A 26,152-nucleotide genomic window follows, 5' to 3' on the forward strand; every position below is an offset into this window, starting at 1 on the left:
GAAAGCAGTGATTGAGAAATCTTAGTAGTTTCTTAGATTTCTCACTCTGCTTTCAGTCGGTTCGAAATGACACTATACATTTTCGATGCCGCCCAGGAACCATCTGGAAATGAAACTCAGGCACTATGCCTTTGGCAAAAAAACTTCGGCCATCATACAACGTGCACTGCCTCCTCCGCAAGTCTCAATGGTATCAAGGGAACTGTGTACAATGCCACAATGCTTTTCGATAGCATTGATCTGTTGTGTGGTCAGGCTCTTGTACGCCTGGGTACTCATTACCATAAATCGTCGGTCGTTGGAGCCCACAACTTGGAGCATGTTCCCTGCAAAATGGTACATCTGTTCTTCGGTGATCTTAATGATTTCCTTTCCATCCATCTTTAGGTGTTCCACGACACTTTTTCTTTCTTTCTTGTCATCGATACAATCCAAACAGATTACGGCAAAGGTCTCCGCCATGGCCATCATTACATTGGTGTGATAAATGGGCAATCGCTTGTTGTCCACAGTTTGGTTCGCATGAAAAATCACGGGAAAACAATCAAAATCTTCGCAAAATTCTATAAATAGCTCTTCGTGGGCTCGCTCGGACAAAGCACAATAGGCCTTTTGATTTATGCGGTCCATTAGTATGCTCCCAGTGCCTTCCAAATACACGCCCTCTTCCTCGGCAGATGTATAATCCATAACATTGTTGATCACAAATCCGTTCTGTTCCAACAACTCAAATATATCCTCTCTACGTTCTCTTCTTCGGTTTTCGGCAAACATCGGATATACACATACTGTTCCGTTATCGTGAAAGGACACCCAGTTATTTGGAAAAATAGAGTCTGGTGTATCCTGCTCCATATTATCATCTATGGTCAATACATTTACGCCCTGCTCCCGAAGCACCTTTACAAATTGATCAAACTCCTGTTGTGCCTTTAGGTTGATTTCGGCTTTTTTTAAATCCGGGTCTTCTTGAAAATAATTGTTGACCGCTGTTTGTTCGTTCATCCTAAAATTAACGGGACGAACCATAAGAATGGTATTGGTAATCTGATTTCTCAATTGCATGAAGTTTTTTGTTGTTCCCCGCAAAAGGGATTATTCTACTAATTTACGCTCTTACCAAAGGCATGGTGCTACAACGTAACAGCCCCTCCTGTTTGGCAATCTCGGCATAGGGAATTTCTTCCACGGTAAAACCATGGTCACGTAGCCAATTGTTGAGTCTGGTAAAGCTTCTTTCGGATACCACTACCTCTGGCGATATGGAGAAAACATTACTGAACATTTGGTACATTTCCTCTTTATCTATCTCAAAAATGTTTTCTGGACCAAAAAAATCAACCAAATATTGATATTCTTCCTCTACCAAAAAACCGTTTTTGTGCAAAATAGCTTTGTCCTTACCAACAGGTTGAAAACAACAATCCAGATGCAGGGCATTTTCCTTGGGATCGGTATTGGATTTACGCAGTTCGAAAGATTTTACGGTCTTATGTGGAAACATATCGCGAATAAACTCAACTGCCTCAATATTTGTTCGTGCCGTAATATAGCTAGCATAGTCCGGGCCTGTGTAGGTTCCAATAAAAATATGATCGTTCCACGGCATTACGTCACCACCTTCAATATGCACCTCTTCCGGCGGCCTAATTATTTTATTGGGGTCAATTATATCCAGCACATTATGTATGGCCTCAAATTCCTGCTCTCGATCGGGCAAAATATTGGCATGGAACAATTTGTCCTCTATTACAAAAGCAATATCCCTTGCAAAAATTTGGTTGCAATCTTGGAGGACTTCCGGTCGATATACCTTTACCCCGTACTTGGCAAAAACCTGGGCAAAGGCCTCCATTTCTTTGATCATATCCTCTTCTTTGGGGTAAGTGCCCGCTTTGATATGTTCAATTGATTTTGGATCGTAGGCTTCATCAATAGTGGGTACAGGTCCATTGCTTTGTGCCGTTCCCAGTATAACCTCTTTTAGTGCACTGGTCTCGTTGACCACGTTTAGTTTAATCATATAAGGTTTTTTATGGGTCAAAAATCATAGATGACCACCCTAAAGTAGTGTCCTTTAGAGTATGAGGGCAAATCTAGTGTTTTACTTGATTTTTTTACCCTGACAAAATCAAAAATTCTTTACTGAATACACGGTAGAAATATTAAATCAACAAAATGATGTTATTCTATACGAAATTGTTTATCAAATGCTTAAAAATAGCTTTGAAACCAAAAAACTAACAATTATCAGTTTTTCAATAAATTATATTGACTACATTTGCATTAAGATTTTTCCTACTTATGAAAAAACTACTACTTACATCGGCTATTTTAGCTACCTTATTTATTGTTATGGGAAGTATGCATGCGTTCCAAAAAATGAATGATGTCCGTTTATCTTCCAAACCTGATGCCGATCTACCTTTTGGAGGACAATCCTCCATCAAATACAACGATTGTATTACAGATGCTGATCTACCCACAGAACTACATGGGCATATTCAAAAATTATATGAGCTTCAGTTGGATAGTTCAATTTCTAAAATAGATGCTTCTATAAAAAAGTTTGGGAGATCCATGGACGCTACCTTAAAGAATCTAAGCACGGTGGATGCGCATGAATATATCCATCAATCCTTTGAAAAATCCAAGCACATTATTGCCAATAAAGATATATCCGACCTACAGAAATATTATCATTTGGAAATTATGCGAATTTGCTACGAAAGGGACAAATCGTTGAACCATAATGCCGCAGGCATGTTGTAGTTTAAAGGTTTACCCCATATAAAAAGGGGCGAAACCGCCCCTTTTAATTTTTGTATTGTCCCAAATCTTACCTTTTTTCCAAAGGAACAAAACTTCTTAGGTTTTCTCCTATGTATACCTGTCTTGGCCTTCCGATGGGCTCTTTTCTCAAACGCATTTCTCTCCATTGTGCTATCCAGCCGGGCAGTCTGCCCAACGCGAACATTACGGTAAACATTTCTGTAGGTATGCCCAACGCCCGATAAATGATACCGGAATAAAAATCCACGTTTGGATATAATTTTCTATCCACAAAGTACTGATCTTCCAATGCTTCTTTTTCCAGACCTTTGGCAATGTCCAAAATAGGATCTTCGATTCCTAGATTGCCCAACACTTCGTCTGCGGATTTTTTAATGATCTTGGCCCTTGGGTCAAAGTTTTTGTATACACGGTGTCCAAAGCCCATCAAACGGAAGGGATCGTCCTTATCCTTGGCTTTGGCCATATATTTTTTAGTATCGCCTCCATCGGCCTCAATAGCCTCGAGCATTTCCAAAACCGCTTGGTTGGCCCCTCCGTGCAATGGTCCCCAAAGTGCAGAAATGCCTGCGGACAGCGATGCGAACAATCCAGCGTGCGAAGAACCCACAATACGAACTGTAGAAGTTGAACAGTTTTGCTCGTGATCAGCGTGTAAAATCAAAAGTTTGTCTAGGGCATCAATGGCAATAGGGTCTCTTTTATACTCTTGATTAGGTCTTTTGAACATCATTTTATGGATGTTCTCAACATACCCCAAGGTATCGTCTCCATAATCCAACGGAAGACCTTTTTTCTTGCGCATGGCCCAAGCGACCAACACTGGGAACTTGGCCAAAATACGAACTATGGAATTGTACATGGCGGATTCCGAGGATACATCTACGCAAGATGGATTGAACGCCACCAAAGCACTGGTCAATGAGGATAACACCCCCATTGGGTGAGCCGATTTTGGAAAGCCATCCAAGATTTTCTTCATTTCTTCATCAACTTGGGACTCTTCCTTGATATCGCTATGGAATTTCTCCAATTGTTCTTTATTAGGCAGTTCACCAAATATTAATAGGTAGGCTACTTCCAAAAAGTCGGCTTTCTCTGCTAAATCTTCAATGGAATATCCACGATATCTTAAAATACCTTGCTCGCCATCCAAAAAAGTAATGGCACTTTCGCACGAGCCCGTATTTTTATATCCGGGGTCTATCGTCACCATTCCTGTTGCGGCCCTCAAGGTTTTAATATCTATGGCCAATTCATCTTCAGTACCTTTGATCACAGGGAATTCATACCTTTCTCCCCCATATTCGAGTATAGCTTTATCCGACATTTTATATTTTAATAGATTAGTAAAAATTGATTGCGAAAATTACGAAAAAGCACTGCCATTAACAATTTACAGACCCTTTTTGTGCTGATATTAACGCTAAAATGATATAGGAAAAATAACCTAATCCAATTTATAGAGCAGTTTGTAATACTCGTCCGCTGATTTCTTCCATGTAAAACGTTTTCTACGCGCAGCGGATTGGATTTTTTTCCAGGTAGGTTTGTCGTTTTCGAACACATTTAGTGCCTCATCCAGAGTCTGGATCATGCTGGAAATTTTCTCGTCGTAGCTTTCCCCATCAAAGGCAAAACCGGTTTTCATGTGTTCAACGGTATCCTTTAGCCCCCCGGTATGGTGTACAAGGCATGGATTTCCGTTCCGCATGGCCAACATCTGGCTAATTCCACAAGGTTCAAACAGACTGGGCATGAAATACAGGTCCGATTCCAAATAAATGGAATCGATCAACTTTTCCGACTGACCATTGGTGAAAATAAAGTTTTTGTGCTCGTAGCTCAATTTTCTAAAAAGCTCTTCGTATTCCGGTGCACCCGTTCCTAACAGCATAAAAATTCCGTCGACTTTCTCCAATCGTTTCAAAATTTCTACAAATGCTTCGGGAGATCGCATAAAAAAGTAAAACTTTTGCTCGGTCAACCGTGCCACACTCGAAGCGATGAACTTAGGGTTTTCGTCCACATATGCCATTATTTTCTCCCCGGTGTGTGCCAAAAAATCGGCCTTGTATTTTTTGGATTCCTCTTGCAACCATCTAAATAAAGCCTTTACCGTATTCCGATAAATATTTCCTTTCTTCTCCTTGTTGATGTTCTTATAATTACATCCGTTTAAAATACCGAACAAACGTCCTTCTTGATCCGCTTTCTGTAGGTCTTTTTCCAACCCTTCGCCACCAATAAACTCCGGTGGGGAACTTGGCAGTAGCACATCTTCTTTATAGGATGGTGAAACGGTATGGACAGCATCTGCAAATCGAATACCTACGGCCATAAGGTTAATGCAATCCTGATATCGGTAATCCATCAACTTTTGATAATCCAACGGTACACTGGGGAACCAGTTTTTTACCGAAGAATAATTACCATCGAACGGACGAATTCCCTGTATTGCCAAATTGTGGATGCTATACACTATGCGTATGTCCTTTAAATTCGTATACTCTGTGTGATATTCCCTTAAGAACAAAAGCAGACTGGAATGCCAATCGTGTAAATGTACAATGTCCACATCGCCAAAGGCACCCTGCTTTATGGCTTCTGCAACCGCAGTACAAAATATAATGTATTTAATGGCATCGGTGTAAAATGGCTCTTCTGGGTCGTTGTGGTAGATGTGTGCAATATCTCCAGCTTCTATCTCAGGATGATGGAGCACATAATGAAATATATTGGGAAATTCTTTTTTAGGTTTTACTTCGTACAACTCCGCAGTGTAGGCCATGCCCCGCAATGAAAAATTCAGGGTAGTCCGTGGCAATCCCCCATGATGTAGTCTGGAATAGGCCGGAACAACCACGTGCACTTTATCGCCACGCTCCGAAATTTGTCTCGGTACATCGCGAACCACATCGCCCATTCCCCCGGCTTTACAGTTTTCCAAAGCATCGTTTTCGGCGGCGACAAAAAGAAAGTTGTTCATGTAGAGAAGAATTTGAAAGGTAGTTTAGTGCACCCTTAATTTAACCAAAGTTTGTTACTGAAACAAAAAAAAGCCTTTCCGAAACGGAAAAGGCTTTTTTAATGCTAAGTAATCATTATGATTATTTTACTTTGAATGCTTTTTCTTGTGGATAGTAGGCCACATCTCCCAACTCTTCTTCAATTCTCAACAGCTGGTTGTATTTGGCCATACGATCACTTCGAGAAGCGGAACCGGTCTTGATCTGACCTGTGTTCAAAGCTACTGCCAAATCAGCAATGGTATTGTCTTCGGTTTCACCAGATCTATGGGACATTACGGAAGTATACCCTGCATTCTTGGCCATATTTACGGCTGCAATGGTTTCCGTTAATGTACCAATTTGATTTACTTTGATCAAAATAGAATTGGCAATACCGTTCTCGATACCACGGGACAAACGCTCAACGTTGGTCACGAATAGATCATCGCCTACCAATTGTACCTTATCACCGATTTTGTCGGTCAGCATCTTCCAACCGTCCCAATCGTTCTCGTCCATTCCGTCTTCTATGGAAATTATTGGATATTTTTCGCAAAGGTCGGCCAAGTATTGGGCCTGCTCTTCGGATGTTCTGACCATTCCTTTATCTCCTTCGAACTTGGTATAATCGTATTTGCCGTCCACGTAGAATTCCGCAGATGCGCAATCCAATGCGATCATGATCTCATCACCCAATTTGTAGCCTGCTTTTTCCACCGCTTTTCCGATAGTATCCAAAGCATCTTCGGTACCACCTTCCAAGGTTGGGGCGAACCCTCCTTCATCTCCCACTGCAGTACTCAAATTACGATCATGCAATACTTTTTTAAGGTTATGGAAGATCTCTGTCCCCATTTGCATGGCATGGCTAAAATCCTTGGCTTTAACGGGCATCACCATAAACTCTTGGAACGCAATGGGAGCATCGGAGTGCGAACCTCCATTTATAATGTTCATCATTGGAACTGGAAGTGTGTTGGCACTTACGCCGCCCACGTAACGGTACAACGGCATACCCAATTCATTGGCTGCTGCTTTGGCCACTGCCAAGGAAACCCCTAGTATGGCATTTGCTCCCAATTTTGATTTGTTCGGCGTGCCATCCAGCTCGATCATCGTCTGGTCGATGTAATTCTGTTCAAAAACAGAAGTACCGATCAATTCTTCGGCTATCAGGGTATTTACATTGTTTACTGCATTACCTACTCCTTTACCCATAAAGGAACTGCCACCATCGCGCAACTCAACGGCTTCATGCTCTCCGGTAGAGGCTCCAGAAGGCACTGCCGCCCTTCCCATAATTCCATTTTCTGTTACGACATCTACTTCTACTGTCGGGTTCCCTCTGGAATCCAATATCTGTCTTGCATGAATGTTGATAATGATGCTCATTTTACTACTATATTTTTAGTTGTGATTATTGGGCTAAGATACAAAAGGTGCTGTTTTTAATTCCATGATAATCCTCACAAAACGCACATATTTACTTAAAAATAAAACTATATCGTTTTAGTTTTTCCTAGCCTTGATCAAATCAAAGAACTGGTCGAACAAATAATCTGCATCGTGTGGACCTGGGCTTGCTTCTGGGTGATATTGTACCGAGAAAACATCTTTGTTCTTCATTTTTATTCCTGCCACCGTCTGGTCGTTCAAATGGGTATGTGTAATCTCCAGTTCGGCGTTGGCCTCTGTCTCTTCCCTGTTCACGGCAAATCCATGGTTTTGGGAAGTGATCTCACCCTTACCGGTCATTAAATTTAGTATCGGGTGGTTGATTCCCCTGTGGCCATTGTGCATTTTATAGGTGGATACTCCGTTGGCCAATGCCAATACTTGGTGCCCCAAACAAATTCCGAACAATGGTTTGTCGGAAGCGATCATTTCTTTGGTTGCTGCAACGGCATCTGTCAAAGGCTCTGGGTCACCTGGTCCGTTGGATATAAAATATCCATCGGGGTTCCATTCCTTCATTTCCGAATACGACGTGTTGTATGGGAAGACTTTAATGTACGCTCCTCTTTTTGCCAGGTTTCTTAAGATATTCTTTTTGATTCCGATATCCAAAGCGGAAATTTTAATATCCGCATTTTCATCTCCATAGAAATATGGTTCTTTTGTGGATACTTTGGAAGATAGTTCCAGACCTTCCATGCTTGGCACTTGCTTCAACTCTTCTTTTAGAGCTTCGATTTCGTCAACTCTAGTGGAAATCAATGCGTTCATGGCTCCATTGTCCCTAATGTAGCTTACCAAAGCACGGGTATCTACATCGGAGATGGCCAAAAGGTTGTTGTTGTCCAAGAAATCCAAAAGGCTCATAGTGGCATCTGGTCTTGAATATTCGTAACTGAAATTTTTACAGATCAGACCTGCAATCTTAACAGAATCCGATTCCACTTCGTCCAAATGGGCTCCGTAATTGCCAATGTGCGCGTTAGTGGTCACCATTAATTGACCGTAATAGGATGGATCGGTAAAAATCTCTTGATAACCGGTCATCCCGGTGTTGAAACATACTTCTCCTACTGCGGTACCTTCTCTACCTCCGACTGCCTTTCCATAAAAAATGGTTCCATCGGCCAACAAAATCAACGCTTTTTTCTTTGTGTGATACTTCATTTCGTGCTCTAGTTTCAGTTATGACAAAAAAACATAAAAAAAGGATAAGTTTTCACTTATCCTTTTTCCTAAAATACAATAGTTAATAACATTCTTCTTATTCTTCAGAATCGTCAGTTTTTGTTTCAGCTGCCGGGGCCGGTGCTTCAGCTTTTTTAGCTCCACCACCTCTTCTGCTTCTTCTGGTCGATTTCTTCTTAGGTTTACCTGCATTGTACAGCTCGTTGAAATCTACCAGCTCGATCATTGCCATATCGGCATTATCTCCCAATCGGTTGCCTAACTTGATAATTCTAGTGTAACCTCCAGGTCTGTCGCCAACTTTCTCAGCAACTGTACCGAACAATTCGGTTACAGCCTCTTTACTTCTCAAGTTACTGAAAACAACCCTTCTGTTGTGTGTACCTTTTTCGGTAGTCTGGTTGTTCTCGGTCTTGGCTTTGGTGATCAAAGGCTCGATAAACCTTTTCAACGCTTTGGCTTTTGCAACCGTTGTGTTGATTCTTTTATGTTCTATTAGGGAACAGCCCATGTTGGCCAACATTGCCTTTCTGTGTGCGGCAGTTCTACCTAAATGATTAAACTTCTTTCCGTGTCTCATTGTTCTAAGTTATCATCTTGCTACCAAATCCTTTTGTATGAGGAGAGCAAAATATGATTGTTAATCTTTATCTAATTTGTATTTGGAAAGGTCCATACCAAATTGTAGGCCTTTATTGATGACCAATTCTTCCAATTCGGTCAATGATTTTTTACCGAAGTTTCTGAACTTCATCAAATCGTTTTTATTGAATGATACCAAATCCCCCAAAGTATCCACCTCGGCAGCTTTAAGACAGTTCAGAGCCCTTACGGACAAATCCATGTCCACTAATTTGGTCTTCAACAATTGGCGCATGTGCAATGATTCCTCATCATAAGTCTCTGTCTGGGCAATTTCATCGGCCTCAAGGGTGATGCGCTCATCGGAGAACAGCATAAAGTGGTGAATCAAAACTTTGGCGGCCTCGGTCAATGCATCTTTTGGGTGGATAGAACCATCGGTAATGATTTCAAAAACCAATTTTTCGTAATCGGTCTTTTGCTCTACCCTATAGTTTTCGATGCTGTATTTTACATTCTTTATCGGAGTGTAAACAGAATCCACTGAAATTGTGCCCAGAGGGGCATTGGATTTTTTGTTTTCTTCCGCTGGAACATAACCACGGCCTTTTTCTATAACGATCTCCATGTTGATGCTCACTTTCGGATCCATGTTGCAAATAACCAAGTCCGGGTTAAGGACTTGATATCCGGAGATGAACTTTTGGAAGTCACCAGCGGTCATTTGCTCCTTTCCGCTAACGGAAATGGATACGGTTTCGCTCTCAACATCATCAATCTGTCTTTTGAACCTAACTTGTTTTAGGTTCAGTATAATTTCTGTAACGTCTTCAACAACGCCTGGTATAACAGAAAATTCATGTTCAACTCCATCTATGCGCACAGAAGTGATGGCAAAACCTTCCAAAGAGGAAAGCAAAACCCTTCTCAGCGCATTCCCAACTGTTAATCCATATCCAGGTTCCAAAGGACGAAATTCGAATTTCCCCTCGAAATCTGTTGAATCGATCATTATAACTTTATCGGGCTTCTGAAAATTAAGTAATGCCATAATTGGATTAATGTTGAATTCTTATTTAGAGTATAATTCGACTATCAGTTGCTCCTTGATATTCTCAGGGATCTGAAGTCTTTCTGGAACAGCAACGTAAGTACCTTCTTTCTTTTCAGAGTTCCAAGTGATCCATTCGTAAACACTGCTATTGTTAGCCAAAGAATCTACGATGGACTGTACTGATTTAGATTTTTCCCTAACACCAACAACATCTCCTGCTTTTAGTGAATAGGATGGAATGTTAACAACATTTCCGTTTACGGTAATGTGACGGTGCGAAACCAATTGGCGCGCGCCTCTTCTTGATGGTGAAATTCCCATTCTGAAAACTACGTTGTCCAAACGAGACTCGCACAATTGAAGCAATACCTCACCGGTTACTCCTTCTTTTCTTTTCGCCTCGGCAAACAGGTTACGGAATTGCTTTTCCAAAATACCGTATGTGTATTTTGCTTTTTGCTTTTCCATTAACTGGATTGCGTATTCAGATTTCTTACCACGACGTCTGTTGTTACCGTGTTGTCCTGGAGGATAATTTTTCTTTTCGAACGACTTATCGTCTCCGAAAATCGCTTCTCCAAATTTTCTAGCGATTTTTGTTTTTGGTCCTGTGTATCTTGCCATCTTCTATTTATTTGAAAGTGCGATTATGAATTAAGGCTTATCCTTCGATAATCTAACTGCACCTTCGGGGTGAAGACCCTTTTTAGGGGGCCCGTTAAACAATATAATTGATAATTAAACTCTTCTTCTTTTCGGTGGTCTACATCCGTTGTGCGGCAATGGAGTAACATCTACGATCTCTGTTACTTCGATTCCTGCATTGTGAATGGAACGTATAGCTGATTCTCTACCGTTACCTGGTCCTTTTACATAAACCTTCACTTTTCTCAGTCCTGCTTCGTGAGCAACCTTGGCACAATCTTCTGCTGCAACCTGTGCTGCGTATGGAGTGTTCTTTTTAGAGCCTCGGAAACCCATTTTACCTGCGGATGACCATGATATAACATCACCTTTCTTATTGGTAAGTGAAATAATGATGTTGTTGAAAGATGCAACAACATGCGCCTCTCCTGTAGATTCTACTACTACCTTGCGCTTCTTTGCTGTTTTGGTACTTGCCTTTGCCATATTTTTTAGTTTCTAGTGTTAGCTTTTTGGTTATTGGAATCCTAGACTTTTACATTTCAAACAGATTCTTCTAACGTCTAAATACTAATGACTATATATTATTTAGTTGCTTTTTTCTTGTTGGCAACTGTTTTTCTTTTTCCTTTTCTGGTCCTAGAGTTGTTTTTGGTACGTTGACCTCTCAATGGCAATCCGGATCTGTGACGAATTCCACGGTAACAACCGATGTCCATCAAACGCTTGATGTTCATTTGGGTCTCTGAACGAAGTTCTCCTTCTATAGTGTAGGCACCAACAGCTTCCCTGATTTTTCCGATTTCATCGTCGGTCCAATCTGAAACCTTGGTATCTTCACTTACTTGGGCCGCCGCCAAAATTTCCTTCGCCCTGCTTTTACCTACCCCGAAGATATAGGTAAGCGAAATAACGCCACGCTTTTGTTTAGGTATATCTACCCCTGCAATTCTTGCCATAATTACCCTTGTCTTTGTTTAAATCTAGGATTCTTTTTGTTGATTACATACAATCTGCCCTTTCTGCGAACAATCTTGCAGTCGGCACTTCTCTTCTTTATTGATGCTCTTACTTTCATGTAACTAGTATCTATACGTAATTCTTGCTTTTGTTAAATCGTATGGACTCATTTCCAACTTTACCTTATCCCCGGGAAGCAACTTAATATAGTGCATCCGCATTTTTCCGGAGATGTGCGCCGTTACCACGTGCCCGTTTTCCAATTCTACCCTGAACATTGCATTGGACAATGCTTCAATAATAGTCCCGTCTTGTTCTATTGCTGGCTGCTTTGCCATAAATTATGCTACTTTTCTGTTTTTACCGGTTTTCATTAAGCCATCGTAATGTCTGTTCAACAAATAAGAATTTACTTGCTGTACCGTATCAATAGCTACACCTACCATAATCAACAGTGATGTACCTCCATAAAACAATGCCCAACCTGCCTGTACATCCATCAACTTTACCACTACTGCCGGCAACACTGCCAAAAGTGCCAAAAAGATGGAACCAGGAAATGTAATCAAGGACATTATCTTGTCCAAATAGTTTCCGGTTTCTTTCCCTGGACGAATGCCCGGGATAAAACCACCACTTCTTTTCAGATCATCGGCCATTTTGTTCGTAGGCACGGTAATCGCTGTGTAGAAGTAGGTAAATATTATGATCAACACTGCAAACAGTATGTTGTAGGCCAATCCGAATATATCGGCAAATTGAACCTCCATCCATTGTCCTGCTGCGGTATCGTTAAATGTTCTACCAATTAAACTTGGCGCGAACATAATTGCCTGTGCAAAGATAATGGGCATTACTCCAGATGCATTCAACTTAAGTGGAATGTACTGACGTGCTCCCATCACGTTCTTTTCGTATCCTCCAGAAGCTGTTCTTCTTGCGTACTGTACCGGAATCTGCCTTACAGCCATTGTTAAATACACACTGGCCAAGATAACCAAGAACCAAACAATCACCTCTATCAACATAAACATGATTCCACCGGTATTGTTGGTTGTTCTTGATACGAATTCCTGTGCAAACGCTTGTGGCAATGTTGCAATGATACCGACCATAATCAACAAGGAGATACCGTTTCCGATTCCCTTGTCGGTGATTTTCTCACCCAACCACATGGCAAACACACACCCTGTTACCAATATAATAACAGCTGGAACGATAAAATCCAAGCCTTTACCCAAAACAAAAGCACTGTCCGGTACACCTAGGGCGCCAAGACCGTACAAATAGGCAGGGGCTTGGACAATACAGATACCGATAGTTAACCAACGGGTAATCTGGTTTATGGTTTTTCTACCACTTTCTCCTTCCTTTTGTAGTTTTTGAAGGTAGGGAATCGCTATTCCCATCAACTGCACCACAATGGAAGCGGAGATGTAGGGCATAATACCCAAAGCGAACACCGAAGCATTCGCAAAAGCACCACCCGTAAAAGCATTCAGAATACCCAAGATACCATTTTCAGTGTTCGAGGATAATTGGGCCAACTGGGCGGTATCAATACCGGGAAGTACAACTTGCGCACCGAATCGGTACACCAACAATAAACCCAATGTTAGGATAATGCGTTGTCTTAGTTCTTCTATCTTCCAGATATTTGATATGGTCTCAATAAATTTCTTCATGCTATAATTCTTATAAACTTATTGCTTCACCTCCTGCCGACTCGATAGCAGCTTTAGCGGAAGCAGTAAATTTATGTACAGATACTTTTAGCGCTGCTTTTAATTCACCATCGCCCAATATCTTTACCAAATCGTTTTTGTGTGCCAATCCGTTCTCCACAAGAATGTCCAAGGTAACAACATCTTTAATGGTTCCTTTGTCCACCAATTCTTGTAGTTTGCCCAAATTGATCCCTGTGTACTCTTTTCTGTTGATGTTGGTGAAACCAAACTTGGGTACACGTCTTTGCAATGGCATCTGACCACCTTCGAAACCAATCTTTTTGGAATACCCCGATCTAGACTTGGCTCCTTTGTGCCCACGTGTTGCAGTTCCTCCTTTACCGGAACCTTCTCCACGTCCTACACGTTTTCCTTCTTTGTGCACAGCGCCATCCGCTGGTTTAAGATTATTCAAATCCATGTGCCTTTATATTTTAAGCTTCCTCTGTGGAAACCAAGTGTTTTACCTTATTTACCATTCCAAGGATACTAGGAGTTGCTTCGTGCTCAACCACCTGTCCGATTTTCTTTAGTCCAAGAGCCTCCAAAGTTCTTTTTTGGTTCTGTGGCTTTTTGATGCCGCTCTTTATTTGTGTAACTTTAATCTTTGACATAATATCCTCTATTTATCCTTTAAAGACTTTTTCCAAAGAAATTCCCCTCTGTTTTGCAACGGTATCCGCACTTCTTAGTTGCAACAATGCATCAAAAGTAGCTTTTACAACGTTGTGCGGGTTGGAAGAACCTTGGGATTTAGAAAGTACGTCCTGTACACCTACAGCTTCCAATACGGCCCTTACAGCTCCACCGGCAATTACCCCGGTACCGTGCGATGCAGGCTTAATGAATACTCTAGCTCCACCGAACTTTCCTTTTTGCTCGTGAGGCAGCGTGCCTTTGTTCAATGGAATACGAACCAAGTTCTTTTTGGCATCCTCGATAGCTTTGGCGATTGCCGTTGCTACTTCTTTGGATTTACCCAAACCATGTCCTACTACTCCGTTTTCATCACCAACCACAACAATTGCTGAAAAACCAAAGGCTCTACCACCTTTTGTTACCTTGGTAACCCTTTGTACTCCAACCAAACGGTCTTTCAACTCCAGTCCACCCGGCTTTACTGTTTCTACGTTTTTGTAATTCTGGTACATAGTTTATTAAAATTTTAGTCCGGCTTCCCTAGCTCCTTCAGCCAATGATTTTACTCTTCCGTGATATAGGTTTCCTCCCCTATCAAAAGCAACAGTTTCAACACCTAGCTTAAGAGCCTTTTCGGCTATGGCCTTACCCACGTTGGTCGCTACTTCGGACTTGGTTCCCTTGGCATCGACATCTTTATCCCTGGATGAAGCTGCCGCCAAAGTTACACCTTTATTGTCGTCAATCAACTGGGCGTATATTTCTTTATTGCTTCTGAATACAGACAACCTTGGTCTTGCTTCAGTTCCGAAGGACACTTTTCGTATTCTTCTTCGGATGCGTAATTTTCTTTCAGTCTTAGATAATCCCATAGTCTTAATTATTAAGCTGATTTACCTGCTTTTCTTCTTAATTGCTCACCTACAAACTTCACTCCTTTTCCTTTGTAAGGTTCTGGCTTACGGAAAGATCTGATCTTGGCGGCCACCTGACCTACCAATTGCTTGTCGTGAGATGTTAGTTTTACAATAGGGTTTTTCCCTTTTTCGGAGATGGTCTCGATCTTTACTTCGGGAGCAATGTCCAGAACAATGTTATGAGAGAATCCGAGTGCCAAATCCAATTTTTGTCCTTGGTTGCTGGCTCTGTAACCAACGCCTACTAGTTCCAATTCCTTGGTCCATCCATTGGAAACACCTTCTACCATATTATTGATAAGAGCTCGGTATAAACCATGTTTTGATTTATGATCTTTGTCGTCGGAGGCTCTTTCTAAAACAATACTTCCGTCCTCGACTTTGATGTCGATTCCCGAAAATTCTTGTGTAAGCTCACCCATTTTACCTTTTACAGTAACCGTGGAATCTTTCACTTCTACAGTGACTCCATCAGGAATGTTTACTGGACTGTTACCTATTCTAGACATTTTTCTTCTCTTTTCTCAATTAATATACGTAGCACAATACTTCACCACCTACGTTCTCCTGTTGGGCCTGCTTGCTTGTCATAACACCATGTGATGTTGACACAATGGCAATTCCCAATCCGTTCAGAACTCTAGGTAAATCGTTAGAGCCTGAATACTTGCGCAGACCGGGCTTACTTACCCTCTGCAATTTTTTTATGATGGGTTCTTTGGTCAACTTGTCGTACTTAAGGGCTATTTTAATGTTCCCTTGTACTTTATTGTCCTCGAACTTATAGCTCAAAATATATCCTTGATCGAACAATATTTTGGTAATCTGTCTCTTTAGATTGGAACCTGGGATATCTACAACCCTATGACCTGCCTTGTTGGCATTTCTCAATCTGGTCAAATAATCTGAAATTGGATCTGTAAGCATTTCTTTTCTTTATCTAAATTACCAACTTGCCTTTTTAACTCCTGGAATTAGACCTTTATTGGCCATTTCCCTGAACATAACCCTAGATATACCGAAGTTTCTCATGTAACCACGTGGTCTACCAGTTAGTTTACAACGGTTTCTCATACGAACAGGAGAAGCATTCTTTGGCAACTTTTGCAAAGCCTCATAATCTCCCGCTTCTTTTAGAGCCTTTCTTTTCTCGGCGTATTTTTCTACCATTTTAGCCCTTTTTCTCTCGCGGGCTTTCATTGATTCCTTGGCCATTCTAGTTCTTTTTAAAGGGTACTCCCAGTTCGGTTAACAATGATTTTGCTTCTTTATCAGTTTCAGCGGAGGTCACAAACGTGATGTCCATCCCATTGATCCTGTTAATTCTGTCGATATTGATTTCTGGAAAGATGATTTGCTCGGTAACTCCCAAATTGTAGTTACCTCTACCGTCGAAACCAGTGGCTTTAACTCCTGAGAAATCACGCACCCTTGGAAGGGCACTTGTGATCAATCTATCCAAAAATTCGTACATGCGTTCTCCTCTAAGGGTTACTTTGGCCCCGATTGGCATACCTTTTCTTAATTTAAAGGTAGCCACATCCTTTTTGGATAGGGTCGCAACCGCTTTCTGACCTGTAATATTGGTCAACTCGTCCACAGCGTGATCGATTAGTTTTTTATCGGAAACAGCAGCACCTACTCCTCGGCTAACTACTATTTTCTGCAACTTGGGAACTTGCATTACATTTTTGTAACCAAATTCTTCGGTCAGCGCCTTGATCACGCGCTCCTTGTATTCTTGCTTTAATCTTGGAATGTAACTCATGACTAAATTACTTCATTGGATTTTTTGGAAAACCTTACTTTTTTCCCGTCCCTTACTTCGTACCCAACACGAGTTGCCTCGCCAGATTTTGGGTCGATCAAGGAAAGATTGGAAATGTGTATAGGGGCCTCCTTTTTTGTTATGCCTCCTTGAGGGTTGTTCGCACTTGGCTTTTCGTGCTTGGACACCTCGTTGATGCCTTCTACGATAGCCTTGTTCTTTTCACGGTCTACTTTAAGTACTTTACCTTCGCTGCCTTTGTGGTCTCCCGCAATGACTTTTACCGTATCCCCTGTTTTTATTTTCAACTTCATCTTTCTGATATTTCTGTTATAGCACTTCAGGCGCCAATGAAACAATCTTCATGAATTGTCTGTCCCTCAACTCTCTTGCAACAGGACCGAACACACGAGTTCCTCTCATCTCCCCTGTCGGGTTCAACAACACACATGCATTGTCATCGAAACGGATGTAAGAACCGTCAGGCCTTCTCACTTCTTTCTTGGTTCTAACAACAACTGCTGTAGAAACAGAACCTTTTTTTACAGTACCGTTTGGAGTGGCTTCTTTTACGGTAACAACAATTTTGTCACCCAAAGAAGCATATCTTCTTTTTGTTCCTCCTAGTACGCGGATGGTCAAAACTTCTTTTGCACCTGTATTGTCCGCAACTCTTAATCTTGATTCTTGCTGTACCATAATTATTTAGCTCTTTCTAGGATTTCTACCAACCTCCAGCATTTTGTTTTGCTCAATGGTCGTGTTTCCATTATTTTAACGGTATCACCTTCGTTGCAATCGTTCTTCTCGTCGTGCGCAACATATTTTTTGGTCTTCAGAACGAACTTCCCGTACATGGGGTGCTTCACTCTTTTTACCTCAGAAACCACTATCGATTTCTCCATTTTGTTGCTGGTAACAACGCCTATTCTTTCTTTTCTTAAATTTCTGTTTTCCATAAGGCAGAACCGATTATTGTAATTCCCTTTTAGTTAATTCAGTTGCAAGTCTTGCTACCGTCCTTCTAGTCTTCCTGATCTGTAAAGGATTTTCCAAAGGCGTAACGGCATGGGCCATCTTAAGATCGGCGTGTTGTTTTTTGAACTCGGCCAATCTCTCCTTTAGCTCTTCAATTGAAAGTTCTTTTATTTCTGATTGTCTCATCTTTCTTCTCAATTAAAAATTAGGCGGAATAATCCCTTGCTACAACAAACTTGGTCTTCACCGGAAGTTTTTGTGCCGCAAGCCTTAAGGCTTCCTGGGCAATCTCCTTTGGTACACCGGCAACCTCGAACATGATTCTACCCGGCTTTACCACGGCTACCCAATATTCCGGAGCACCTTTACCTTTACCCATACGAACCTCAAGAGGTTTTTTGGTGATGGGCTTGTCCGGGAATATTTTGATCCATAACTGACCTTGTCTCTTCATGTATCTTGTCGCAGCGATACGCGCAGCCTCTATCTGACGGGAAGTAATGAAGTGTGAATCCATGGACTTGATACCGAACATTCCATTGGAAAGTTGGTGCCCTCTCTGGGAGTTACCCTTCATACGCCCTTTCTGGGCCTTACGAAATTTTGTTCTTTTTGGCTGTAACATTTTACCTTACTTTATCTTAATTACTTTCTACGACGGGATTTCTTGTTATCCTTGCCGCCTTTTCCTTGACTTTTGCTCAATCCTACAAGTGGTGAAAGCTCTCTTTTTCCATACACCTCTCCTTTCATGATCCAAACTTTGATACCCAATCTACCATAAGTAGTATGAGCTTCGTGCAAAGCGTAGTCCACATCTGCACGGAAAGTAGACAATGGAATTCTTCCTTCTTTGTAGGACTCGGAACGTGCCATTTCTGCACCGTTCAATCGTCCGGAAATCTGAATCTTGATACCTTCGGCATTCATACGCATTGCTGCGGCGATCGCCATTTTAATGGCTCTCCTGTATGAAATTCTGCTCTCGATCTGTCTTGCAACACTGGCAGCGACCAAATTTGCATCAAGCTCAGGTCTCTTTATTTCATGTATATTGATCTGAACTTCCTTATTGGTGATCTTCTTAAGCTCTTCCTTAAGTTTATCTACCTCTTGACCACCTTTACCGATTATGATACCAGGTCTGGACGTGGTAATGGTAATCGTGATCAATTTTAAGGTTCTCTCAATTATAATCCTTGATACACTGGCTTTGGCCAAACGCGCATAAAGGTATTTTCTGATCTTATCGTCTTCAGCCAGTTTATCGCCATAATCATTTCCTCCGTACCAGTTGGATTCCCATCCTCTGATAATTCCTAAGCGATTTCCTATTGGATTGGTCTTCTGTCCCATATTATTCTTCTAGCTTTGAACGTTGTTATTGGCCTCCAAGATCATGGTTACATGATTGGAACGCTTTCTAATTCTATGTGCCCTACCTTGCGGAGCTGGTCTCAATCGCTTCAACATGGTTCCCCCATCTACACGGATCTCTTTAATATAAAGATCCGCAGCTTCGATATCGGCACCTTCATTTTTAGCTTCCCAGTTTGCAATCGCAGAAAGTAAAAGCTTTTCCAATTTCCTGGATGCCTCTTTAGGGTTAAACCTTAAGGTTGCCAAGGCCATCTCAATTTGCTTACCTCTTACCAAGTCAGCGACCAAACGCATTTTTCTTGGAGAAGTTGGGCAATTGTTAAGCTTTGCAATAGCAAGTTGCTTTTTTTCTTCTTTTAACCTTTCGGCCATTTGTCTTTTACGAACTCCCATAGCTTACTTACTTTTTACCTTTGTTTTTAGCCCCTGCATGACCTCTAAATGATCTTGTAGGTGAAAATTCCCCTAATTTGTGACCCACCATGTTCTCGGTTACAAATACAGGAACAAATTGTCTCCCATTATGCACCGCGATGGTCTGCCCAACAAAGTCCGGCGTTATCATAGAGGCCCTAGACCACGTTTTGATAACTGATTTCTTACCTGATTCTATATTGGCCTGGACTTTTTTCTCCAGACTAAAATGAACGTATGGTCCTTTTTTTAACGAACGTGCCATTTACTTTTCTTTTATTTCTTTCTACGTTCTATGATATATCTATTGGTGTCCTTGGTCTTGGAACGAGTTCTAAATCCTTTTGCAGGAATACCGTTCTTAGATCTTGGATGACCTCCTGAAGCTCTACCTTCACCACCTCCCATTGGGTGATCCACAGGGTTCATAGCTACTGGTCTGGTTCTTGGTCTTCTACCCAACCATCTGCTTCTACCTGCTTTACCGGATACAAGCAATTGGTGGTCGGAGTTGGAAACTGCACCGATGGTAGCCAAACAAGTAGCCAACACCATTCTAGTTTCCCCCGAAGGCAATTTAAGGGTTACAAACTTACCGTCTTTTGCCATCAACTGAGCAAATGTACCTGCGCTACGAGCCATAATAGCTCCTTGACCAGGCCTTAACTCTATACAAGAGACAATAGTACCCAAAGGAACCTCACTCAAAGGAAGTGCATTTCCTATTTCGGGTGCAGATCCGGTACCAGATTGGATTTTTTGCCCAACCTGCATACCATTTTGCGCCACTACATACCTTTTCTCTCCATCCTTGTATTCTACCAAGGCGATAAACGCAGTTCTGTTGGGATCATATTGTATAGACACCACAGTGGCCTCTACACCTTGCTTATCCCTTTTGAAATCGATGATTCGATATCTTCTCTTATGACCACCACCTCTGTGACGCATGGTCATTTTTCCTTGACTGTTCCTACCACCTGACTTTTTTAACGGAGCAAGCAAGCTTTTCTCCGGCTTATCAGTAGTAATCGCGTCAAATCCGTTTACTACTCTAAAACGCTGCCCAGGGGTTATCGGTTTTAATTTTCTAACTGACATTTCTCGTCTTTATAGATTACTGTAAAAATCAATAATATCGCCTTCAGCCACATCAACAATTGCCTTTTTCCTAACATTTGTCTTACCGTGCTGAATTCCGGTTTTTGTATAACGACTCTTACGCGTTGGACTATAGATCATGGTTCTTACCTTTTCAACAGAAACACCATAAGTAGCTTCTACAGCTTCCTTGATCTCCAACTTGTTAGCTTTCGGATCAACATAGAAACCATAGCGATTGAAAAGCTCGCTGTCAGCGGTCATTTTCTCCGTAATTATCGGTTTTATCAACACACTCATGATTCTCTTATTTCTTTAGGTTCGATTCAATTCCTTCCAAAGCGCTTTCGGTCAACACCAAACTAGTTGCATTAACTATTTTGTAAGTGTTTAATTCTGAGCCTGTTACGACTTCAGAGCGCTCCAAATTACGCGACGACAAATATACGTTATTATTTGTATCGCCCAACACTATAAGGGACTTTTTCTTTTCTATCCCCAAGGAAGACAAGAAATTAACGAAGTCCTTGGTCTTTGGAGCCTCAAAACTGAAGTCCTCCACAACCACCAAGGATTGCTCTTTAGACTTCATGCTCAAAGCCGATTTTCTGGCCAATCGCTTCATGTTCTTGTTCAACTTTTGGGTATAATCCTTTGGTCTTGGTCCAAAAATCCTACCACCACCCCTAAAAACAGGTGATTTGATACTGCCCGCCCTTGCGGTACCGGTACCTTTTTGTTTTTTGATCTTTCTGGTACTACCAGCGATTTCAGCTCTCTCCTTGGCTTTGTGCGTTCCTTGCCTTTGATGGGCCAAGTACTGCTTAACATCCAAATAAATAGCGTGCTCGTTAGGCTCTATCGCGAAAACATCGTCAGAAAGCTCTACCTTTCTACCTGTTTCTTTTCCGTTGATATCTAATACTGCAACCTTCATTACTTCTCAATTGTTACGTAAGCATTCTTATGACCTGGAACACATCCTTTGACAACCAAAAGATTTTTCTCAGGAACCACTTTCAATACTCTCAAGTTTTGAACTGTCACTCTTTCACCACCCATTCTACCGGCCATACGAAGACCTTTAACAACTTTAGAAGGGTAAGATGCCGCACCGATGGAACCTGGAGCCCTCAATCTATTGTGCTGACCGTGTGTCGCTTGTCCAACTCCACCAAAACCATGACGTTTTACAACACCTTGGAATCCTTTTCCTTTGGATGTACCGATTACATCCACAAATTCACCTTCCACAAATAGATCGACACCAACAGTATCACCTAATTTGTATTCACCTTCAAATCCTTGGAACTCAACGACTTTTTTCTTAGGAGAAGTACCTGCTTTCTTGTAGTGACCTGTTTCGGCCTTGTTAGCACGTTTTTCTGCCTTGTCATCGAAACCTAATTGAAGGGCCTTGTACCCGTCCACCTCTTCGGTTCTGACTTGGGTAACCACGCATGGCCCAGCTTCTAGCACGGTACATGGAATATTTTTTCCATTCTCGTCGAAAATGCTGGTCATACCGATTTTTCTACCTATTAACCCAGACATATTTAATTAATTAATAATTACTTACTTATTTAAAATCTCGCCAATTATTTGGCAAAAAAATTGGGTCAAGAAAAACATTCTGTTCTGACCCAGATTTTTTTCTTTCTCCGTTTTTCCCGAACCGTCGTTCGGGACATGTCGTTTCTGCTCGAGGCAGAAACATTATCAGACTTTGATCTCAACCTCGACACCACTTGGAAGCTCGAGCTTCATAAGTGCATCGATGGTTTTTGATGAAGAGCTATATATATCCAATAGTCTTTTGTATGAACTTAATTGGAACTGCTCTCTCGATTTTTTATTAACGTGAGGGGAACGCAAAACTGTAAATATCTTCTTGCGTGTTGGCAATGGAATTGGTCCGGTTACCACAGCCCCTGTTGTTTTTACTGTCTTCACGATCTTTTCAGCAGATTTGTCCACCAAATTGTGATCGTAAGATTTCAATTTTATTCTAATTTTTTGACTCATCTTGCTGAAAAATTAAGCGGTTACTCCTTTAGCTGCTTTTACAACTTCCTCTGCAATATTGGAAGGGGTATCGGCATAGTGTGAAAATTCCATTGTTGATGTCGCTCTACCAGAGGACAATGTTCTCAAAGAAGTTACATACCCGAACATTTCGGACAGTGGCACTTCAGCTTTGATAACCTTGGCACCGGCCCTGTCGGACATGTTGTTCACTTGACCCCTTCTACGGTTCAAGTCCCCAACAATATCACCCATGTTCTCTTCTGGTGTCAACACCTCCAATTTCATGATTGGCTCCATTATTACCGCTTTTGCTTTCTTAGCAGCCTCCTTATAACCCAATTTGGCAGCCAATTCAAAAGAAAGCTGATCAGAATCCACTGGGTGGAACGAACCATCTTTCAGGGTAATTTTCATAGAATCCATTTCGAAACCGGCCAAAGGACCATTTTTCATAGCCTCTTTGAATCCTTTTTCAACCGATGGCACAAATTCCTTAGGAATGTTACCACCTTTAATTTCGTTCACAAACTCAAGTCCAGATTTTCCTTCCTCGGCAGGTTCCATAGTAAATACGATATCCGCAAATTTACCACGACCACCTGTTTGTTTCTTATATGTCTCTCTATGATCGGCCGTTCCAGTAATAGCCTCTTTGTACTCTACTTGAGGTTGGCCTTGATTCACATCCACCTTGAACTCACGTTTAAGACGGTCACAAATAATATCCAAGTGAAGCTCGCCCATTCCAGAAATAATGGTCTGACCTGAAGCCTCATCTGTTTTTACCTGGAATGTTGGATCTTCTTCGGCCAATTTAGCCAAGGCCATACCCAATTTATCAACATCAGCCTTTGTTTTTGGCTCCACCGCGATACCGATTACGGGATCAGGGAAATCCATACTCTCCAATACTATCGGAGCATTCTCGGCCGACATAGTATCTCCTGTCTTAATATCTTTGAAACCAACAGCCGCACCAATATCCCCTGCTTCGATATAATCGATCGAGTTTTGTTTATTGGAGTGCATTTGGTAAATACGGGAAATACGCTCTTTTTTACCTGAACGGTTGTTCAATATATAAGAACCTGCATCCAAACGACCTGAATACGCTCTAAAGAATGCCAAACGACCAACAAAAGGATCGGTAGCAATTTTAAATGCAAGCGCAGCAAAAGGCTCTTTTGGATCCGGCTTTCTTGTAACTTCTTTACCTGTATCCGGATTTACACCAACGATATCATCCTTGTCCAATGGCGATGGCAAGTAACGACAAACAGCATCCAACAAGAACTGAACACCTTTGTTTTTAAACGAAGAACCACAAACCATAGGAATGATAGCCCTATCCATTACAGCGGCACGCAATGCAGCATGCACTTCCTCCTCTGTGATAGAATCCTCATCTTCGAAGAATTTCTCCATCAACTCCTCATCATACTCCGCAACAGCCTCAATAAGGGCAGCTCTATACTCTCTTACCTCTTCCTGCATTTCTGCTGGAATATCAACTACATCAAAGGTAGAACCGAAGTTATCCTCGTGCCAAACAACAGCTCTGTTCTTGGCCAAATCCACGATACCTTTAAAATCCGCTTCCTCGCCAATTGGCAATACAATTGGTACAGCATTCGAACCTAACATTTCTCGAACCTGCTTGCACACATTCAAAAAGTTGGAACCTTGACGGTCCATTTTGTTTACGAATCCAATACGGGGCACTTTGTAATTATCAGCCAATCTCCAGTTGGTTTCCGACTGAGGCTCAACACCATCAACAGCACTGAACAAGAAAACCAAACCATCCAACACACGTAAAGAACGGTTCACCTCAACGGTAAAGTCCACGTGCCCGGGAGTATCTATAATATTAAAGTGATAATCTTTTGTATCTGGCAAAGTCTGCGCATTCTCCATTGGAAACTTCCAAGTACAAGTCGTAGCTGCAGAAGTAATGGTAATACCCCGCTCCTGCTCTTGCTCCATCCAGTCCATGGTAGCTGCACCATCGTGCACCTCTCCGATTTTGTGACTCACACCTGTATAGAAAAGAATACGCTCTGTAGTCGTCGTCTTACCTGCGTCAATGTGTGCCGCAATACCTATGTTCCTTGTATATTTTAAATCTCTTCCCATTGTATTGATTAGAATCTAAAGTGCGAGAATGCTTTATTGGCCTCGGCCATTTTGTGTGTATCTACTCTCTTTTTCACTGCAGCACCTTCTTCTTTGGCCGCTGCCAAAATCTCGGCCGCTAATTTTTGGGCCATAGATTTTTCATTACGTTTTCTAGAAAAACTGATCAACCACTTCATAGCAGTTGAGATTTTTCTATCTGGACGAATTTGCATTGGAATCTGAAATGTAGCACCACCCACTCTTCTACTTCTAACCTCAACGTGCGGCATTACATTGGAAAGAGCATCTTTCCAAAGCTCCAATCCTGTTTTTTCCTCGTCCGTATTCTTTTCATCGACTATCTCAATGGCATCATAAAATATTTTAAATGCAATTGATTTCTTACCATCCCACATCATCATGTTAACAAAACGTGTAACAAGTTGATCGTTAAATTTTGGATCTGGTAATAATGGTCTCTTTTTTGCCTGCTTTTTTCTCATCGCTTCTTCTTAAAAATGATTAATTTTTAGGGCGCTTTGCACCATACTTAGATCGTCGCTGAGTTCTACCTGCAACACCTGCAGTATCCAGCGCACCTCTAACGATATGATAACGCACACCAGGCAAATCCTTTACTCTCCCACCTCTAACCAATACTATCGAGTGCTCCTGGAGGTTGTGGCCTTCTCCGGGGATGTATGCGTTGACCTCTTTACCGTTAGTTAACCTCACCCTTGCAACTTTACGCATTGCAGAGTTAGGTTTTTTTGGTGTAGTAGTGTAAACACGCGTACAAACCCCTCTTCTTTGAGGACACGAATCCAAAGCAGCCGATTTACTCTTCTTGGTAATTGTGGCCCTTCCTTTTCGTACTAATTGTGAAATTGTTGGCATTAAATTTCTTTTAAAAACTAAATAACCCTCTTTTTGAGGGCTGCAAATGTAATGATAATTCCCAATAATTCAAATCCATACCGATTTAATTTTCATCTTAACAGAAAAAAGTTGTGTGCCCATTAAACCAATAGAGTCAACATGGAACCACAACAGCAAAATATCACCACCAAACAAAGTGTTTTCATTTGTTTTTTTACCACTTATATATATTAAGGTATACGATAAATTTCAAATCTGTTTATGTTAACATTTCTATAACATATTTCGTTAACATTATTTTTGATTTTACTTCAATCTAATCAAAATACAGTTGATTTAAATATACCACCCCTCTTTTATGTTAAATCATGTTTATTATGCATTATATAATCATTTGACTTAATTTTTATACATCTATTAATCATACTCAATGATTTTATTGTTATCTAAATTAAATCCATATTCTTAAATATTTTATAAAATTATTTTGGATTATTAACATGAAATTAAGATTT

At 41.3% G+C, this 26,152-nt stretch carries 39 protein-coding genes; 1 reads left to right on the plus strand and 38 read right to left on the minus strand.

The window, feature by feature from the left end:
- Positions 1–123: 123 nt before the first annotated feature.
- A complete protein-coding gene (gene ctlX, locus AB9K32_RS02505) occupies positions 124–1,065 on the minus strand; it encodes a citrulline utilization hydrolase CtlX (protein ID WP_252080523.1) in 942 nt (313 codons plus the stop codon).
- A gap of 43 nt (positions 1,066–1,108) precedes the next feature.
- Positions 1,109–2,023 carry a dimethylarginine dimethylaminohydrolase family protein gene (locus tag AB9K32_RS02510; protein ID WP_252080524.1) on the minus strand — a complete coding sequence of 305 codons (915 nt, stop codon included), beginning with the start codon at positions 2,021–2,023 and terminating at the stop codon, positions 1,109–1,111.
- Between the two features lie 281 nt (positions 2,024–2,304).
- On the opposite strand from AB9K32_RS02510, the gene AB9K32_RS02515 reads away from it, so the two are divergent.
- Positions 2,305–2,772, plus strand: a complete 468-nt coding sequence (locus AB9K32_RS02515) for a hypothetical protein (protein WP_252080525.1) — start codon at positions 2,305–2,307, stop codon at positions 2,770–2,772.
- Positions 2,773–2,839: 67 nt separating this feature from the next.
- Here the strand turns inward: AB9K32_RS02515 and AB9K32_RS02520 are convergent, their stop codons facing one another.
- From AB9K32_RS02520 to rpsL, 36 genes are all read right to left on the minus strand, one after another.
- Entirely contained in the window at positions 2,840–4,123 is a 1,284-nt protein-coding gene (locus tag AB9K32_RS02520) for a citrate synthase (RefSeq protein WP_224837445.1), read from the minus strand.
- A 120-nt stretch (positions 4,124–4,243) separates the two neighbouring features.
- Entirely contained in the window at positions 4,244–5,782 is a 1,539-nt protein-coding gene (locus tag AB9K32_RS02525; RefSeq protein WP_338196490.1) for a glycogen synthase, read from the minus strand.
- 121 nt (positions 5,783–5,903) lie between these two features.
- Complete coding sequence (gene eno / locus AB9K32_RS02530; protein ID WP_338196493.1) at positions 5,904–7,196, minus strand: phosphopyruvate hydratase; 1,293 nt, start codon at positions 7,194–7,196, stop codon at positions 5,904–5,906.
- A 117-nt stretch (positions 7,197–7,313) separates the two neighbouring features.
- On the minus strand, positions 7,314–8,426 hold the full coding sequence (gene carA, locus AB9K32_RS02535; RefSeq protein WP_224837442.1) for a glutamine-hydrolyzing carbamoyl-phosphate synthase small subunit: 1,113 nt from the start codon (positions 8,424–8,426) through the stop codon (positions 7,314–7,316).
- Between the two features lie 97 nt (positions 8,427–8,523).
- Positions 8,524–9,027 (minus strand): 50S ribosomal protein L17, encoded by a 504-nt coding sequence (rplQ, locus tag AB9K32_RS02540; RefSeq protein ID WP_224837441.1) that lies wholly within the window; start codon positions 9,025–9,027, stop codon positions 8,524–8,526.
- A gap of 60 nt (positions 9,028–9,087) precedes the next feature.
- The gene (locus AB9K32_RS02545; RefSeq protein ID WP_224837440.1) at positions 9,088–10,080 is read right to left on the minus strand and encodes a DNA-directed RNA polymerase subunit alpha; all 993 of its coding nucleotides are present in this window, start codon (positions 10,078–10,080) and stop codon (positions 9,088–9,090) included.
- 21 nt (positions 10,081–10,101) lie between these two features.
- The gene (gene rpsD / locus AB9K32_RS02550; RefSeq protein ID WP_224837439.1) at positions 10,102–10,707 is read right to left on the minus strand and encodes a 30S ribosomal protein S4; all 606 of its coding nucleotides are present in this window, start codon (positions 10,705–10,707) and stop codon (positions 10,102–10,104) included.
- Between the two features lie 114 nt (positions 10,708–10,821).
- Positions 10,822–11,214: a 30S ribosomal protein S11 gene (gene rpsK / locus AB9K32_RS02555; RefSeq protein WP_224837438.1), complete on the minus strand. Its 393-nt coding sequence runs from the start codon at positions 11,212–11,214 to the stop codon at positions 10,822–10,824.
- A gap of 98 nt (positions 11,215–11,312) precedes the next feature.
- On the minus strand, positions 11,313–11,687 hold the full coding sequence (gene rpsM / locus AB9K32_RS02560; RefSeq protein ID WP_224837437.1) for a 30S ribosomal protein S13: 375 nt from the start codon (positions 11,685–11,687) through the stop codon (positions 11,313–11,315).
- Positions 11,688–11,689: 2 nt separating this feature from the next.
- Positions 11,690–11,806: a type B 50S ribosomal protein L36 gene (gene ykgO, locus AB9K32_RS02565; RefSeq protein WP_010519235.1), complete on the minus strand. Its 117-nt coding sequence runs from the start codon at positions 11,804–11,806 to the stop codon at positions 11,690–11,692.
- Between the two features lie 4 nt (positions 11,807–11,810).
- Entirely contained in the window at positions 11,811–12,026 is a 216-nt protein-coding gene (infA, locus tag AB9K32_RS02570; RefSeq protein WP_014031991.1) for a translation initiation factor IF-1, read from the minus strand.
- A 3-nt stretch (positions 12,027–12,029) separates the two neighbouring features.
- Positions 12,030–13,373, minus strand: coding sequence for a preprotein translocase subunit SecY (gene secY / locus AB9K32_RS02575; protein WP_224837436.1), 1,344 nt, complete (start codon positions 13,371–13,373; stop codon positions 12,030–12,032).
- A gap of 10 nt (positions 13,374–13,383) precedes the next feature.
- Entirely contained in the window at positions 13,384–13,836 is a 453-nt protein-coding gene (gene rplO, locus AB9K32_RS02580; protein WP_224837435.1) for a 50S ribosomal protein L15, read from the minus strand.
- Between the two features lie 13 nt (positions 13,837–13,849).
- Complete coding sequence (gene rpmD / locus AB9K32_RS02585) at positions 13,850–14,029, minus strand: 50S ribosomal protein L30 (RefSeq protein ID WP_224837434.1); 180 nt, start codon at positions 14,027–14,029, stop codon at positions 13,850–13,852.
- Between the two features lie 12 nt (positions 14,030–14,041).
- Positions 14,042–14,566: a 30S ribosomal protein S5 gene (gene rpsE, locus AB9K32_RS02590; protein WP_224837433.1), complete on the minus strand. Its 525-nt coding sequence runs from the start codon at positions 14,564–14,566 to the stop codon at positions 14,042–14,044.
- A 6-nt stretch (positions 14,567–14,572) separates the two neighbouring features.
- A complete protein-coding gene (gene rplR, locus AB9K32_RS02595; RefSeq protein ID WP_224837432.1) occupies positions 14,573–14,926 on the minus strand; it encodes a 50S ribosomal protein L18 in 354 nt (117 codons plus the stop codon).
- Between the two features lie 11 nt (positions 14,927–14,937).
- Positions 14,938–15,480 (minus strand): 50S ribosomal protein L6, encoded by a 543-nt coding sequence (gene rplF, locus AB9K32_RS02600; RefSeq protein ID WP_369884264.1) that lies wholly within the window; start codon positions 15,478–15,480, stop codon positions 14,938–14,940.
- A gap of 19 nt (positions 15,481–15,499) precedes the next feature.
- Positions 15,500–15,898, minus strand: coding sequence for a 30S ribosomal protein S8 (gene rpsH, locus AB9K32_RS02605; RefSeq protein ID WP_252080529.1), 399 nt, complete (start codon positions 15,896–15,898; stop codon positions 15,500–15,502).
- An 18-nt stretch (positions 15,899–15,916) separates the two neighbouring features.
- Positions 15,917–16,186 carry a 30S ribosomal protein S14 gene (gene rpsN / locus AB9K32_RS02610; RefSeq protein ID WP_224837429.1) on the minus strand — a complete coding sequence of 90 codons (270 nt, stop codon included), beginning with the start codon at positions 16,184–16,186 and terminating at the stop codon, positions 15,917–15,919.
- A 1-nt stretch (position 16,187) separates the two neighbouring features.
- On the minus strand, positions 16,188–16,739 hold the full coding sequence (gene rplE / locus AB9K32_RS02615) for a 50S ribosomal protein L5 (RefSeq protein ID WP_108246819.1): 552 nt from the start codon (positions 16,737–16,739) through the stop codon (positions 16,188–16,190).
- A 2-nt stretch (positions 16,740–16,741) separates the two neighbouring features.
- Complete coding sequence (gene rplX, locus AB9K32_RS02620) at positions 16,742–17,053, minus strand: 50S ribosomal protein L24 (RefSeq protein ID WP_224837428.1); 312 nt, start codon at positions 17,051–17,053, stop codon at positions 16,742–16,744.
- 16 nt (positions 17,054–17,069) lie between these two features.
- Positions 17,070–17,438: a 50S ribosomal protein L14 gene (gene rplN / locus AB9K32_RS02625; RefSeq protein ID WP_014032002.1), complete on the minus strand. Its 369-nt coding sequence runs from the start codon at positions 17,436–17,438 to the stop codon at positions 17,070–17,072.
- 2 nt (positions 17,439–17,440) lie between these two features.
- Positions 17,441–17,698, minus strand: coding sequence for a 30S ribosomal protein S17 (rpsQ, locus tag AB9K32_RS02630; protein WP_014032003.1), 258 nt, complete (start codon positions 17,696–17,698; stop codon positions 17,441–17,443).
- A gap of 13 nt (positions 17,699–17,711) precedes the next feature.
- On the minus strand, positions 17,712–17,903 hold the full coding sequence (gene rpmC, locus AB9K32_RS02635) for a 50S ribosomal protein L29 (RefSeq protein ID WP_014032004.1): 192 nt from the start codon (positions 17,901–17,903) through the stop codon (positions 17,712–17,714).
- Positions 17,904–17,922: 19 nt separating this feature from the next.
- A complete protein-coding gene (rplP, locus tag AB9K32_RS02640) occupies positions 17,923–18,342 on the minus strand; it encodes a 50S ribosomal protein L16 (protein WP_224837427.1) in 420 nt (139 codons plus the stop codon).
- Between the two features lie 20 nt (positions 18,343–18,362).
- Positions 18,363–19,073 carry a 30S ribosomal protein S3 gene (rpsC, locus tag AB9K32_RS02645; RefSeq protein ID WP_224837426.1) on the minus strand — a complete coding sequence of 237 codons (711 nt, stop codon included), beginning with the start codon at positions 19,071–19,073 and terminating at the stop codon, positions 18,363–18,365.
- Between the two features lie 9 nt (positions 19,074–19,082).
- A complete protein-coding gene (gene rplV, locus AB9K32_RS02650; RefSeq protein ID WP_014032007.1) occupies positions 19,083–19,490 on the minus strand; it encodes a 50S ribosomal protein L22 in 408 nt (135 codons plus the stop codon).
- A gap of 7 nt (positions 19,491–19,497) precedes the next feature.
- Positions 19,498–19,776: a 30S ribosomal protein S19 gene (gene rpsS, locus AB9K32_RS02655; protein ID WP_014032008.1), complete on the minus strand. Its 279-nt coding sequence runs from the start codon at positions 19,774–19,776 to the stop codon at positions 19,498–19,500.
- Positions 19,777–19,787: 11 nt separating this feature from the next.
- Positions 19,788–20,612, minus strand: coding sequence for a 50S ribosomal protein L2 (gene rplB, locus AB9K32_RS02660; RefSeq protein WP_224837425.1), 825 nt, complete (start codon positions 20,610–20,612; stop codon positions 19,788–19,790).
- A 9-nt stretch (positions 20,613–20,621) separates the two neighbouring features.
- The gene (gene rplW / locus AB9K32_RS02665) at positions 20,622–20,912 is read right to left on the minus strand and encodes a 50S ribosomal protein L23 (protein WP_369884265.1); all 291 of its coding nucleotides are present in this window, start codon (positions 20,910–20,912) and stop codon (positions 20,622–20,624) included.
- A 7-nt stretch (positions 20,913–20,919) separates the two neighbouring features.
- Positions 20,920–21,549, minus strand: coding sequence for a 50S ribosomal protein L4 (gene rplD, locus AB9K32_RS02670; protein WP_224837423.1), 630 nt, complete (start codon positions 21,547–21,549; stop codon positions 20,920–20,922).
- Positions 21,549–22,166 carry a 50S ribosomal protein L3 gene (gene rplC / locus AB9K32_RS02675; RefSeq protein ID WP_224837422.1) on the minus strand — a complete coding sequence of 206 codons (618 nt, stop codon included), beginning with the start codon at positions 22,164–22,166 and terminating at the stop codon, positions 21,549–21,551. Before rplC ends, rplD begins: the two co-directional genes overlap by 1 nt.
- Before the next feature lie 165 nt (positions 22,167–22,331).
- Complete coding sequence (rpsJ, locus tag AB9K32_RS02680) at positions 22,332–22,637, minus strand: 30S ribosomal protein S10 (protein WP_014032013.1); 306 nt, start codon at positions 22,635–22,637, stop codon at positions 22,332–22,334.
- A 12-nt stretch (positions 22,638–22,649) separates the two neighbouring features.
- Complete coding sequence (fusA, locus tag AB9K32_RS02685; protein WP_224837421.1) at positions 22,650–24,776, minus strand: elongation factor G; 2,127 nt, start codon at positions 24,774–24,776, stop codon at positions 22,650–22,652.
- A gap of 8 nt (positions 24,777–24,784) precedes the next feature.
- Positions 24,785–25,261 (minus strand): 30S ribosomal protein S7, encoded by a 477-nt coding sequence (gene rpsG, locus AB9K32_RS02690; protein WP_108246806.1) that lies wholly within the window; start codon positions 25,259–25,261, stop codon positions 24,785–24,787.
- A gap of 19 nt (positions 25,262–25,280) precedes the next feature.
- Positions 25,281–25,655 (minus strand): 30S ribosomal protein S12, encoded by a 375-nt coding sequence (gene rpsL, locus AB9K32_RS02695; protein WP_014032016.1) that lies wholly within the window; start codon positions 25,653–25,655, stop codon positions 25,281–25,283.
- Positions 25,656–26,152 lie beyond the last annotated feature (497 nt).

The sequence above is a fragment of the Allomuricauda sp. XS_ASV26 genome (assembly GCF_041224615.1).
Lineage (GTDB): Bacteria > Bacteroidota > Bacteroidia > Flavobacteriales > Flavobacteriaceae > Flagellimonas > Flagellimonas alginolytica.